The sequence below is a fragment of the Gluconobacter sp. P1C6_b genome (genome assembly GCF_018811945.1).
GTDB lineage: Bacteria > Pseudomonadota > Alphaproteobacteria > Acetobacterales > Acetobacteraceae > Gluconobacter.
On sequence record NZ_JACRVU010000012.1, the window covers coordinates 63,704 to 77,632 of the forward strand.

Sequence of the window (13,929 nt, forward strand, 5' to 3'; positions counted from 1 at the left end):
GTTCATCAGTCCTGGTCTGGGATCTGCGGCATCCGCGCCTCGCGCAATGTCATGCCGCCGATCCCGGCCCGGGACGCGTTTTTAGGCGTCCCGATCCGCTGGGACAGATAGATTCCGGTGTGGCCCGAACAGGCATAGGCCACGAAACATCCGGTCGCGAAATAAACGATATCCCCGGCCCCGAAGAGTTCCACCCCCATCAGCGTACAGGCCAGAGGCGTGTTCGCCGCCCCCGCAAAAACCGACACGAACCCGACAGCCGCCAGCAGATCCACTGGAACATGCAGCAGGAACGCGAGAATGTTCCCCGACGCGGCCCCAAGAAAGAACAGTGGCGTAACTTCACCGCCCTTGAACCCGGTCGCCAGAACCGTGACCGTGAAAACCAGCTTCCAGAACCAGGACCACGGATAAATCGTCGGCCCGAAGAAACTGACGATCGACGCCCCACCCGGTTCGGCCGGCAGAACGCCCAGACCCAGATAATCCCGGTTTCCGACGATCATCACCAGAAGAATGGTCAGAATTCCGCCAATCGCCGGCCGCAGCCATGACGTCTTGCAGAGCTTTTTCATGAACGCCGCCAGACGGTGCACGCTCTCGGCAAACACCCGGCTCAGCAGCCCGAAAGCCAGCGCGGCGATGGCAACGCGCACCACAAGCATGATGTCCACATGCGAGACGGAACCGTCAGAATTCAGCGTCCCCTGAAACACCAGCGGATAGGACGCATGATGGATGCCCCAGGCGCGACAGGCCCAGTCCGCAATGATCGATGACATCGCGGCGGGAAGAAGAAAACGGTAGTCCAGCCGCCCGAGCGTCAGAACCTCAAGGGCGAACACGGCACCAGCGATGGGCGTGCCGAAAACGGCACCAAACCCCGCCGCAATGCCGCATGTCAGCAGAACACAGGTTTCCGAAGCCCGCAGTCTGAACAGCCTGGCCGCTGCACTGGCCAGACTTCCACCAACCTGTATCGCCGTCCCTTCCCGTCCCACGGAAGCGCCAAACAGATGGCTCACCACCGTGGCAATCAGCACGAAAGGCGCCATCCGCAGTTGAACGCCCGCGCCCGGTTCATGAATTTCATCCACGATCAGGTTCGCTCCGGCCTCAACGTCGCGGCCGAACCAGAAATAACACAACCCGACCGCCACACCCGCCAACGGAAGGCCGAACAGCAGCACCGGATGCTCGATCCGCAGCGAAGTGGCGCGTTCCAGAAGCCACAGGAACAGAGCACAGGCACTGCCGATACAGACCGACAGCACAACAAGCACCGCGCTCAGGCGAACAAGGCTGAAAATACCGGGAAAACGGGGCTGATTCTGAAGTGCACTCATAACGGACGCAGTTCTCCTGTCTTGTCCGAAGGGGACGAGGGACAGGAATCATCAGCTTCCGGATGAAGCGGTTCGACCGGGTAAAGGTCAGGCAGAATCCATTGCCTTCTGCGCCATGAAAAGCCGTGAAGGCCCCAACCTGTCAAGAGATGACAAGGTTTTTAGGGAGAGACACTTTTCCGCATGACAACGCTATGCCACCGTCTCCGTAACAAAAACGAACGGTCCGTTCCGTTTCCCATCCTTCAACCGTTTCAAGGAACTGCGTTTCATGCGCCGTCTTCTGGTTCTCACAACGCTGCTTGCAGGCCTGCCCCTCGCGCTCCCCGCCCATGCTGAAGGCACGTTTTCCTTCGCCACGACACCGGGTCAGCTTCCCAAAACCGTCGTGCCGACGGACTACATCATCGACCTGACAACCGACATGGAACATCTGACGCTTCAGGGCGATGAGATCATCCGGGTTGAAGTGCAAAGCCCGACCGCGGATGTCACGCTCAATCAGGCAGGCCTCAAACTGGCCAGCGCCCTTCTGGACAACTCGCAGAAAGCCGAGATCCGTCAGGATGATGCCGCCGAAACCGTCACCCTGCACTTCCCGGCTCCTGTTCCGGCTGGCGTCCACACACTGGCCATCAAGTATTCCGGCCCTATCCTGAAAACGCCGAACGGCATCTATATTGACGACTACACCGACCCGGCAGGCAAGCCGAAGCGGATGCTGGTCACGCAGTTCGAAGTCGCGGACGCACGCCGGATGTTCCCAGGCTGGGACGAGCCGGCCTTCAAGGCAACGTATCAGCTGAACGTCACGCTGCCGTTCGAATACGCGGCTGTCAGCAACATGCCGATCATCGGCACGACGCAGCAGGATGAAAAGACGAAGCGCGTCTCCTTCAGCCCGACGCCCCGCATGTCGAGCTATCTGCTCGCACTGGTGGCCGGTGACATGGCCTCCGTGGACGGCAAGGCGGACGGCACACCCATCCGCGTCTTCGCGCCGAGCGGTCTTGAAAGCCAAGGGACCTACGCCCTGGGTGCCGCCGAGAAGATCCTGCCCTATTACAACGAGTATTTCGGCATCAAATATCCGCTGCCCAAAATGGACATGCTGGCCATCCCCGGCAACTATCAGGCCGGTGCGATGGAGAACTGGGGCGCACTGACCTATATCGACAACGTTCTCCTGTTCGATCCGAAGAACAGCACGCCGCGCACCCGCGAACTGATCTATGAAGTCGTCGCGCATGAAATGGCGCATCAGTGGTCCGGCGATCTGGTGACCATGGGCTGGTGGGACAATATCTGGCTGAACGAGGGCTTTGCCTCCTGGATGGAAATCAAGGCGACGGACAAGATGAACCCGGACTGGGACATCTGGCCGCGCCAGCACGAAACCCGTGAAGAGACGATGGCCACGGACGCCCTGTCTACGACCCATCCGATCCAGCAGGTCATCCACAATGTCAGCGAAGCCAATTCCGCGTTTGACGGCATCAGCTACGGCAAGGGCGAGCTGGTCATCCGCATGATGGAAGGCTGGCTTGGCGAGGACCATTTCCGCGACGGAATGCGCGCCTATATGAAGGCCCATGCCTTTGGTAACGCAACCAGTCAGGATCTGTGGAACGCGCTCTCCGGCACGTCGGGGCAGGATGTCGGCAAGGTCGCCCGCAGCTTCACCGAACAGCCCGGTATTCCGCAGGTCAATGTCGCGGCCGTCTGCAAAAATGGTCAGACAACCTACACCCTGACGCAGAGCCGCTTCACCATCCACGACCCGAATGCGAAGGCCCTGACCTGGAACATTCCGGTTGTCGCAGGTGGCCCCGGTCTTGAGACCAGGAAGCTGGTGCTTGGTGCGGAACCCGCCACCTTCACCCTGCCCCGCTGCAATGCGCCCCTCAAGCTCGATCTGGGCGAGAGCGGATATTACCGCGTACATTATGACGACGTGGCCTTCGCCCCGATCGCCGCATCGATCTCAAAATTTGCTCCGGTAGACCGCGCCAACATCCTCGGCGACCAGTTCGCCCAGTTCCGGGCCGGGCATGGCGCGCTGTCCTCCTATTTCGACCTCGTTGATCGTCTGACAGCCGCGCATGAGACCGACATCGCCACGCTTGAGGAAATCATCGGCAAGCTGGAGACGCTGGATTTCTACGAAATCGGCAGCCCGGACCGCCCTGCATTCCAGGCCTATGCCCGCAGCCGCCTTGCCCCGGTCCTGAAGCGTCTCGGCTGGGACCAGAAGCCGCATGAAAGCGTGCTGGACACGATGCTGCGCCCCTCCGTCATTTCGGCACTCGGCACCTTCAATGACCCGGCCGTGCTGACCGAGGCCAAGCGCCGTTTCGCAATCTGGCTGAAAAACCCGGCATCCCTGCGTCCCGATCTTGTGGGAATAGTTTCGGCTCTGGCGATGAAGCATACCGACGCCGCAACCTGGGAGATCATGGCAAAGAAGGTCCGCGACACCCAGGCAACCGAACTCAAGCTCCGTCTGTTCCAGGCCCTCGCGAACGCCACGGATCCGGACCTGATCCGTCGCAACGTGGAACTGGCCTATAGCGGCGCCATTCCGAACGGCCGTATTTCCATGGCCCTGTCACAGGTCGCCTCCGCCAGCGAAAACCCGGATCTCGTCTGGAAGCTGGTCCGCCAGCACGAGGCCGAGATCCGCACGCATCTGGCCCCCTGGTCGCAGGACGGGTTCCTGCCCGCCATCGCAGGACATTCCAACAACTCGGACATTCTGGCCGAGCTTCAGAAAGATCCGTCTTCCAGCAAGACGACCGGCGCGAAGATTGCCACGGCCCATGCCCTCAACACCGTTGCCGCCCGCAAGGAAGCGGTTCAGGCGACCCAGAGCCAGATCCACGACTGGCTTGCCGCCCACACCCACTGATACACTCACACGAACACCCGGACGAGGCGGAAAAGATCTGCCTCGTCCCTGTCCGGGGCGGCCAAACTGTTATAGGGATGGCGCTCCCGTTTTACCGCCACCGGACCATCCTGCCCCATGCTTCAGATCGAAAACCTTGTCTTCAACGCCTGGGGACGACAGTTCTTCAATCGTGCAAGCGCCAACCTGCCCAACCCGTCCAAGGTGTCTCTGGTCGGCCGGAACGGCGTCGGGAAATCCACACTTTTCAAACTGATCAAGGGCGAGCTTCAGCCGGATTCCGGTGAGATCGTCATCCCCCGTGCCGCCCGCGTGGCGACCGTGGATCAGGAGCATCCCGCCACCCCCATCAGCCTGATCGACACGATCCTCGCCGCCGACACCGAACGCGCCGCCCTCATGGCCGAGCTGGAAACGGCCGATCCGGAGCGGATGGGCGATATCTGGATGCGGCTGATCGAAATCGACGCCGACAGCGCTCCCTCTCGCGCGGCTGAAATTCTCAACGGTCTGGGCTTCTCCACGGCCGATCTCGACCGACCGATGGCCGAGTTCTCTGGCGGCTGGCGGATGCGCGTGGCGCTCGCCGCTGCGCTGTTTGCCGAGCCCGACCTGCTGCTGCTCGATGAGCCGACGAACTATCTCGATCTTGAAGGCGCGCTATGGCTGGAAGCACGCCTTGCCCGCTATCCCCATTCCGCGCTCATCATCAGCCATGACCGCGAACTGCTGAATAATTCCGTCGATTTCACGCTGCATGTCACGGAAGGAAAGCTGGAACTCTACACCGGCGGCTACGACGATTTCGAGCGCCAGCGTGCCGAGAAAATCCGCCTGCAGAGCGCTACCCGCGCCAAGCAGGAAGCCGAACGCGCCCATCTTCAGTCCTTCGTGGACCGCTTCAAGGCGTCCGCCGCGAAAGCTGCGCAGGCCCAGAGCCGCGTCAAGCGCCTCGCCAAACTGACGCCGATCGAAACCACAATCGAGGCTTCGGTCTCGCCGTTCCTGCTTCCCTCCCCCCCTCGTCCGCTGGCACCGCCCCTCATCCGGCTGGAAAACGTCGAGGTCGGATATGGCGACGATCCGGCCATCCTGCGCGATCTGAACCTTCGCCTCGACGTGGACGACCGTATCGGTCTGCTCGGTGTCAACGGTGCCGGCAAGTCCACCTTTGCGAAAATGATCGCGGGTGCACTCGAAGTCCGTTCCGGAGAGGTCTCCCGCTCCCCCCGGATCGAGGTCGGCTGGTTCCATCAGCATCAGATCGAGGCGCTCGACCCCGAACAGACCCCGCTCGACATCATGCGCGAAGCCCGTCCGACGGACAGCGACCAGTCCCACCGCTCCCGTCTTGCGCAGTTTGGTATCCATTTCGAAAAGCAGGGCACCAAGGTCGAAGCACTCTCCGGCGGCGAGCGTGCCCGCCTGCTGCTGAACATGGTCGCAATGGCCGCCCCGCATCTTCTGATCCTCGATGAGCCGACCAACCATCTGGATATCGACAGCCGCCGCGCCCTGCTGGACGCCCTGAACAGTTACGAAGGCGCGGTCATCCTCATCACCCATGACCGCTCGCTCATGGAACTGGTCGCGGACCGGCTGTGGCTGGCCGCAGACAATCAGATCGTTCCCTTCGATGGCGACATGGACGATTATGCCAGGTTCGTCATCGAGCGCGCCAAAGGTGGAACATCCGCCCCGTCCCAGAGCGCAGCAAAGGAAAAACGCTCCAAGGGCAAGAAAAAGAAGACCAAATAAGAAAATACAGTAACCATTATTGAGGAGGGATGTATTTGAATAACCCCTCCTCGGTATCCTGTCCCCAATATGAAAATCATTAAATACCTGGAGCAGGATAGCGAATATACTTCCATAAAGCGTGGTAAGTTGTTATTCTGATCCATAAATAATGTGTAATTTTCGTTATTTTTGAGGTATATCAATTTTCAAACTTCCGTGACCGCGTAAGTCTCTCCTGACGGGCAGTTCCCATCGACATGCCCGGCGTGGCGGTCGGGTAATTGATGGAATTCCTCGGACGGATTTTAGGAAGGGAAAAGTGTGTCTCCTCTCGGTGGCCTGAAGATCACGGGAAATTACCTGCCCAGACGGTATAGACTGCTTCTGGGTGCCGTCTTCTTCATTGGTGCCCCCCTTCCGGCCTTCGCCCAGAGCGCCGACGACCAGGAACTGGCCGCCATCAAGGCAGAGATGCGCATGCTCGAAGGCCGTCTCCAGGCCATTGAACAACGCCGCCATGCCGGATCTGCTTCCCATGCGGCCCATCCGAATGCCGCGAAAACATCCGTCGCGCACAGGGTGCCGATAAAGGGCGAGGCTCCCAAAATCGAAACCGCCCGAGCGGCAACATCGCCGTCCTCTCCGACCGGCAGCATTCCCCGCCCCGGCAGCGGGATCATGCCGGTTTCAACAGCGGGATTGGTCCCGGACAGCGTCACGGCAGGCTCCGCAACGGTCCCTTCGACCCCGATCGTTACGCCGGCCCATCAGACACCGCCGCCGTTGTTCCAGTGGCTGGGGAACCAGCACAACGAGGCGCACCGGACATCCATCGACCTGACATCGTCCAGTCCGCTCGCCATTACCCAGACGGAAGTGGATCATCTTCCGCCGGTCTTCCAGATTGGCAATCTGACCGTCAGGCTGGGCGGGTTCATCGATTTCTCCAACATCTGGAGAAGTTCGAACATGACCAGTGGCCCTGCGACGGCGTGGAACAATTTCCCGTATGCCAACAGCCCAAATCACGGGCTGAGCGAGGAACGGTTTTCCGCACAGCTTTCACGTTTCTCCACGCTTCTGGAAGCCAATCCGACCAAGTCCGTCCGTCTTCAGGCCTATGTGGAAACCGATTTCGGTGGGTCTGGCGGGACGACGAACAGTGTGCAGATCAATGGTTATACCCCCCGTCTGCGGCAGGGATATTTCACCTTCACGCAGAAAGACTGGGGGCTGCACGTCCTCATGGGCCAGGCCTGGAGCCTGACGACCAATTACGCCAAGGGCGTCATTCCCCGTCAGGAACAGCTCCCGGCCGTTACGGATAACAACCAGATCCCGGGCATTACCTTTACCCGCGTGCCACAGATCCGGATCGCCAAGGACTGGGACAAGAAATACTGGATCGCGCTGTCAATCGAGGACCCCCAGGCGACGGTCGGCTTCTCTGATACGCTCAGCTCCGGTGGGACCCTGCCAGCCAGTTACGGCCATCTGGCCGGGCCACGTGTCTATTACGCCAATAGCGGTGGCGTCCTGCTGAATCCGAACACGCAGTACAGCTACAACCCGGCACCCGACATCGTCCTCAAAACGGCAGTCGATACGTCGTTCGGGCATTATGAAGTCTTTGGTCTTGCCCGCTGGTTCCGGGGACTGGTTCAGCCGGCCGGGGAGAACCATACCCATAAAAGCACCCAGTTCGGCGGTGGCGTGGGCGCTGGCATGACCGTGCCGCTCGGGACCGACAAGCTTCAGCTGACCGGAAACGTGCTTGCCGGTCAGGGTGTCGGACGTTACGGCCCCAGCCTCATTCCCGATACGACCTTCGACAGCAACGGCAATCCCACTCCGATCCCGGAAATCATGGGGTCGCTCGGGCTGGTCGGGCATCCGGCACGCTCCGTGCTGCTTTACACCTATGGCGGTGTGGAGAGCGCGGGACGCCGCACCTATCTGGGCGCCGATGGCATCCAGCATGGCTATGGCGCGACAGACCTGAACCTGTCCGGCTGTGAATACGAATTCGGAACGTGCTCCGCCCAGACGAGAACGCTGGCCTCCCTGACGACGGGTGGCTGGTGGCACTTCCTGGACGGCCATTACGGCAGTGTCATGGGCGGGCTTCAGTACACCTATATCCGGAAGTTCGCCTTCAAAGGCAATGACGGCGCGGATCATGCCGTCGATCCCACGACTTACGGACATACGGTGTATGTGACCTTCCGTTATTACCCCTTCCAGCAATAGCATCTGGTGAAATATTCACATTCCCTGACAAATCATTCCAATCGCAAACAGGCCTTTTTCAAGACTTTCACGCCCTCACAGTCATGGTTTCCGGTCTGACAGGCCCGCCATGACACACTGGAGAATTTCATGTCCGGCACAACAACTCAGGCGCCCCCCAAGCCCCTGAATCCGTCCCCGACGCAACCGCAGAAACTTCAGCCGCTTTATGTGCTGTCATGGTTCCTGTGCGCGCTGTTCTACTTCTATCAGTATGCGATCCGTTCCGCTCCCGGCATCATGCAGGATGAGCTGACCCAGGCCTGGGGCAACAGCCATCTCGGCCTGATGATTGCGTCCTATTACATCGTCTACGCGCTGATGGCCCTTGCAGTGGGCGTGCTGCTGGACCGCTATGGCGCCCATGCCATCATGCCGATGTTCATTGCCATCACGGGCGTGGGCTGTCTGATCTTCGGCCAGGGCAGTCTGGTTGCGGGTATTGGCGGCTACATCATCCAGGGCATCGGTGCGATCTGTGCCTTCGTCGGTGCGTCCTATGTTGCCGCGCGCTATCTTCCGGCCCGGACGCTGGCGCTTTTCGTCGGTCTGACGCAGTGCATGGGCATGGCTGGTGCCGCCTTCGGCTCCAAGCCGACGCGCATCCTGATCGATCCGCATGGGTCTTTCCACATCCCCTGGCAGTCGGTCTGGCTGGGCTTTGGTGTCATCGGGCTCCTGCTGGCTGTGGCAGTCTTTTTCGTCATGCCGCGCGATACGGGTGACAGCGCCCAACACCATGGTGATTTTTCCATGGCCAACCTGCTGCGTCCCTTCAAGATCATCTTCTCCAACCCGCAGAGCTGGATTGCCGGTCTTGCCGGTGGCCTGCTCTTCGTGCCGACCACGATCGGTGCTCTGGGCTGGGGTGCGCTGATGCTGAGCAAGGGCGAACACACGACGATGGGCTTTGCGGCCACGGATGTGTCGATGGTCCCCATCGGCTGGGTCATCGGCTGCCCGCTTCTGGGCTGGATTTCCGACAAGATCGGCCGTCGCAAGCCTGTCATGATCGGCGGCGCACTGGTGCTGCTGGCAGCGTCGCTCTGCGCACTTTACGTGCCGGTCGGCGTTATGCCGCACTACTCCGTGGCGCTGATCATGGGTATTGCGTCCGGTGCGGCCATGATCCCGTTCTCCTCGATGAAGGAAGTCAATCCGCCCGAGGTCAAGGGAACGGCCGCCGGTGTCATGAACTTCCTCGTGTTCGGCACAACCGGCATCATGTCCCCGCTTGTTTCCGCCCTCATGGGCAAGGATGCGCCGGAGACGATGGAACAGTTCCATACGGCTTTCCTGCCGCTGGTCGTCGGTATCGGAATTGCCATTGTGCTCGGCTTCCTGCTCAAGGAAACCGGATGGAAAGTCCGCAAGACGTCCTGATTTTTCCGGACAGTCCGAAAAAGAAAACGGCCCACTTTCGTGGGCCGTTTTTTTATGCGCGTTATTTCGCGGCAGTCTTCTCAAACGCCCCGGCAATCGTCAGCGTCACGTCATCGCCGACATAGGGGACATATTTCTTCACGCCGAAATCGCTGCGATGGATCGTCGCTTCGGCCTGAAAGCCGACCGTATAGGCCTTGTCCATCGGGTTGACGCCTGCGCCCACGAAATGGACGTGCAGGACTTCCGGGTGCGTGACGCCATGCAGCGTCAGGTTGCCGGTCACCAGAGCCTCATCTGTGCCTGTGCGGCGGACCTGCGTCGAGACGAAGGTCGCATCCGGATATTTCGCGACATCGAACCATTCACTGTTTTTGAGTTCGCCTGTCAGAACCGTGCTGGTGGTCGAAATGCTCGAAACCGGGATGGTCACGTTCAGGTGCGAGGCCTCCGGATTGGCCGTATCAAGCTGAAGCGCGCCGGTGACGCCGGAAAGCTGGCCGGAATAATAGGTGAAGCCGAAATGCAGCACGGAAAAGCCGATCTGCGTATGGGTGGTCTCGACCGTATAGGCGCCGGACTGCACCTCAGCAGGGTTGGCGGCATAAGCCGTGGAAGACAGGAGGGCGAGAGCGAACGCAGCGCCTGCGCTCTTGAGAAAACGTGTTTGCATGACGTCATGATCTTTCATGGAAGGTGAGTTGAGGAGATCAGCCGAACCGGAAACCGGACAGGGCCTTCCCCATGACGATATCGTTGTAATCGCAATGACCTGCGTCAGTTCCCGCGGCTCCGGCGGCAAACATCAACGGCAGGAGATGTTCTGGCTGGGGGTGACACTCCCGCGCGAATGGGGCGTGCTCCCAGTCCAGCAGGCTCTTTGTGCGACGATCAGGCGGAGCCTCGACCGCCTGCTGAAGCCAGGTGTCGAATGCGACCGACCTGGCATCCGACACGGCATCGGGGCGCATCAGATGACGCATGTTGTGGTAAGTCATGCCCGTGCCCACAATCAGGATGTTTTCATCCCGCAGAGGCGCCAGCATCTCCCCCACTTGCAGAACGCCTGCGGCATCCAGCGACCCGGGTAGAGAAATTTCCACGACCGGAATATCCGCATCGGGAAATGCGAGCATGAAGGGAATGAACACTCCGTGATCCAGTCCGCGCGTGGCATTTTCTGTGCAGGCAATGCCCCTGTTACGCACGAGGTCACGGATTTTCCCGGCCAAGGCAGGCGCTCCGGGTACGGGATATTCAAGCTGATAGGTGTGAGGTGGAAAGCCGTAATAATCATAGATCAGCGACGGATGGGCTGCTGATCCGACAACCATATCCGATGTCTCCCAGTGGCCGGAGAGGACCACAATGGCATTCGGACGACGTGGCAGGGATGGCTCTACAGACCGGAGATAGGCTGCCATGCGATCCCATGTCGTCCCCCACTCCATAAAGAAGCACGGACCGCCACCATGCGGCAGAAAAAGAACGGGTTGCCGCGTAGTGTCCTGATCTTTCAGGGTCATCGTGATTGCCTCCGTTCCGTGCGATGGAACTGATCTTGCCACCCTCACCCAAAAAGAATAATTCCCTCATCCGGGATAGGATCTGACACCAGGAGTGTGAGGTGAATGCTTGATCGCTTCACGGGCATGCAGGTTTTCGCGAGAGTGGTGGCTCAAGGCAGCTTTTCAGGTGCCGCACGTTCGCTGGGTCTGTCACAGACGATGGTCACGAAACATATTGCCGCTCTGGAAAGCCGCCTGGGGATCTCGCTGTTCCATCGCAGTACGCGCAGGCTGTCTTTGACGGAACCGGGTCGTCTCTTATTCATCCGCTGTCAGAAAATCCTGACGGATCTGGAAGAGATGGAACAGGAAGTCTCGGCGGAAAACCAGGAGCCGCGCGGGCTTCTGCGCCTGAATGCGCCGGTCTCGTTCGCCATACGGCATGTCGGACCGATCCTGCCAGAGTTCAACCGACGCCACCCCCTCGTTACGGTCGAACTGGGGCTGGACGACCGGCGGATTGATCCGATCACGGAAGGATGGGACCTGACGCTGCGCATCGGACGGATGCCATCGAGTGCACTGCGGTCGCGCCGGCTGGCGCAGGTCGATTTCGTGGTCTGCGCAGCACCGTCCTATCTGGAAGAGTATGGCACGCCCCGCAGCGTTGCCGAACTGACGAACCACCGCTGTCTGGGTTACACGCTCGGCGACGAGATCAGCAGCGCGCGCTGGAGCTTTGGTGCGAATGGCGAGCGCACGGTCCCGGTGAGCGGCCCCATGCACGCCAATAACGGCGATATCCTGCGCGAGGCTGCCGTAGCGGGACAGGGCATCATCTACCAGCCGACATTCATCGTCTCGGATGAACTGAAATCCGGCAGACTGGTTCCGCTGCCGCTCGATGTGGCCGTCATGACAGGGCCGGAACTGCATGCCGTCTATGCGCCGACACCGCATGTCCCGCTCAAGATCCGGGCGATGATCGATTTTCTGGTTGAGCGCTATGGGCCGGTTCCGCCCTGGACGATCTGACGGAACCGGAAAAACGTGCCTTACTGAACCGTAGCCGGAGCGGTCTTCTGGCGGATCGCGGCGAATTCCGAACCAGCCTTCCATTGTGGCCAGTCATGCGAAAAGGCCACGTCATGCCCGACTTTCCACACGGCCCAGACGTCCTGCGCGGCACCACGCACATCCCAGTCCGGGCTCCAGGCATCGCAGGCCTGATGGTAGCAGGCCATATAGGCCGTCAGCCATTTGCCGCCCGCTTCCGTCCCACCTTTCAGAAGAGCGAACTTTCCGGCCATATCCATGACAGCAAGCACCGGCACCCCGGCACGCGCGAAGGGCAGATGGTCCGCACGATAGAAGGCGCCACGCTCGGGCATCGCTTCCGGCTGCGCCGTGCGGCCCTGAAGGGCGACGGCAGCGGCGAACTGCTCCTGAAGCGTGTCCTGCCCGGCGCCGATAATGAAGGCATTATGCGCAGGTCCTGCCATCTGGAGCACGTCCATCGTCAGATTGGCAGCCGTCCTGTCCAGCGGCGCCAGCGGATGGGCAACGTACCAGCCTGATCCCAGCAGACCGCGCTCCTCGCCCGTCCAGGCGGCGAAACGGATGGTACGGTCGGGCTTCGGTCCGGCCTTGAAGGCGCGGGCGATTTCAAACAGCGCCGCAATGCCGGAGCCATCGTCGATCGCACCGCGACGGATGACAGTATGGCCCTGCGCGTCGGTGCTTTTGCCGTATGCGTCCCAATGCGCCCCGAACATGACCGTCTCGTCCGGATATTTCGCGCCCGTAATCTTGGCGAGCACGTTCTGGCTTTGCAGACGATCGACCGTGACCGGCAGGTCGGCTGAGAACGTCGTGTGCTTCAGCGTGACGGGACGGAAGCTTTGGGAACGGGCTTTAATGCGCAGGGCATCAAGATCCAGCCCGGCCTGCCGGAAGAGCGCAGCCGCAGCCTTGCCTTCAAGCCAGCCCTGAACGGGGACGGGGCGGCTTTCGGTGGCAGCATGTTCCACATCATACGCCTCACCGCCCGGTGCCACGACCGTGCTCCAGGGGTAGGACGCGCCTGCCGTGTCGTGCACGATCAGGGCAGCGACGGCGCCACGGCGGGCGGCTTCTTCGTATTTGTAGGTCCAGCGACCGTAATACGTCATGGTCTTGCCGCCGAAGCGACCGGCGACGGGTTCACCGGGAGCCGCATCGAAATCGGGATCGTTGACGAGGAAAACCGCGACCTTGCCCTTGAGGTCGACGCCCTTGAAATCATCCCAGTGGCGCTCCGGCGCATGCACACCATAGCCCACGAAAACCATCGGAGCGTCTTTGACGCGCAGGCGGTCTTCCGGCAGCAGCGTCGAGAGATAGATGTCCTGAAGCTGGATCAGGGGGAGCGCCCTATCACCGGTCCGGGCACTGATGGAACCGTTCGCAGCGGTTCTGGTCCGGAGCATGGGAACCGTCTGCGTCCATCCGCCATTTTCGCCTGCCGGTTCAAGCCCCAGAGCCTTGTACTGCTCGATCAGCCAGGGAACCGTGACCTTCTCCCCTTCCGTTCCGGGGGCACGGCCCTCGAAGCGGTCGGACGCCAGGATCTTCATCGTCTCCGACATGCGCGACGGGCTGATCTCGGCTGTCGGGTCTGCATGACCGGCGACCGGAGCGAAAAGAAGCGCTGTCAGGGCAGTACCGAGAAACAGGCTGCGTCGGGGGAATGTCTTCTGTGTCATGGCAAGACCAT

Annotated in this window: 9 protein-coding genes and 1 riboswitch; of the genes, 5 read left to right on the forward strand and 4 right to left on the reverse strand. The window is 60.7% G+C overall.

The window, feature by feature from the left end; all coding sequences use genetic code 11:
• Window positions 1-5: 5 nt before the first annotated feature.
• On the reverse strand, window positions 6-1,346 hold the full coding sequence (locus KP701_RS09945) for a voltage-gated chloride channel family protein (RefSeq protein WP_215747065.1): 1,341 nt from the start codon (window positions 1,344-1,346) through the stop codon (window positions 6-8).
• A gap of 35 nt (window positions 1,347-1,381) precedes the next feature.
• Window positions 1,382-1,461: riboswitch (Fluoride riboswitch) on the reverse strand.
• A 156-nt stretch (window positions 1,462-1,617) separates the two neighbouring features.
• On the opposite strand from KP701_RS09945, the gene KP701_RS09950 reads away from it, so the two are divergent.
• From KP701_RS09950 to KP701_RS09965, 4 genes are all read left to right on the forward strand, one after another.
• Entirely contained in the window at window positions 1,618-4,254 is a 2,637-nt protein-coding gene (locus KP701_RS09950; RefSeq protein ID WP_215747066.1) for a M1 family metallopeptidase, read from the forward strand.
• Window positions 4,255-4,371: 117 nt separating this feature from the next.
• Window positions 4,372-6,012 carry an ABC-F family ATP-binding cassette domain-containing protein gene (locus tag KP701_RS09955; protein ID WP_215747067.1) on the forward strand — a complete coding sequence of 547 codons (1,641 nt, stop codon included), beginning with the start codon at window positions 4,372-4,374 and terminating at the stop codon, window positions 6,010-6,012.
• Between the two features lie 303 nt (window positions 6,013-6,315).
• On the forward strand, window positions 6,316-8,244 hold the full coding sequence (locus tag KP701_RS09960; protein ID WP_215747068.1) for a hypothetical protein: 1,929 nt from the start codon (window positions 6,316-6,318) through the stop codon (window positions 8,242-8,244).
• Window positions 8,245-8,373: 129 nt separating this feature from the next.
• Entirely contained in the window at window positions 8,374-9,666 is a 1,293-nt protein-coding gene (locus tag KP701_RS09965; RefSeq protein ID WP_052327571.1) for an MFS transporter, read from the forward strand.
• Between the two features lie 61 nt (window positions 9,667-9,727).
• Here KP701_RS09965 and KP701_RS09970 read toward each other — a convergent pair whose 3' ends face one another.
• Window positions 9,728-10,339 carry a YceI family protein gene (locus tag KP701_RS09970; RefSeq protein ID WP_215747069.1) on the reverse strand — a complete coding sequence of 204 codons (612 nt, stop codon included), beginning with the start codon at window positions 10,337-10,339 and terminating at the stop codon, window positions 9,728-9,730.
• Window positions 10,340-10,376: 37 nt separating this feature from the next.
• Window positions 10,377-11,192, reverse strand: a complete 816-nt coding sequence (locus tag KP701_RS09975) for a class III extradiol ring-cleavage dioxygenase (RefSeq protein WP_215747070.1) — start codon at window positions 11,190-11,192, stop codon at window positions 10,377-10,379.
• 105 nt (window positions 11,193-11,297) lie between these two features.
• Between KP701_RS09975 and KP701_RS09980 the strand changes: the two genes are divergently transcribed.
• Complete coding sequence (locus KP701_RS09980) at window positions 11,298-12,209, forward strand: LysR family transcriptional regulator (protein ID WP_215747071.1); 912 nt, start codon at window positions 11,298-11,300, stop codon at window positions 12,207-12,209.
• Window positions 12,210-12,229: 20 nt separating this feature from the next.
• Here KP701_RS09980 and KP701_RS09985 read toward each other — a convergent pair whose 3' ends face one another.
• A complete protein-coding gene (locus KP701_RS09985) occupies window positions 12,230-13,918 on the reverse strand; it encodes a M28 family metallopeptidase (RefSeq protein ID WP_215747072.1) in 1,689 nt (562 codons plus the stop codon).
• Window positions 13,919-13,929: the final 11 nt, after the last annotated feature.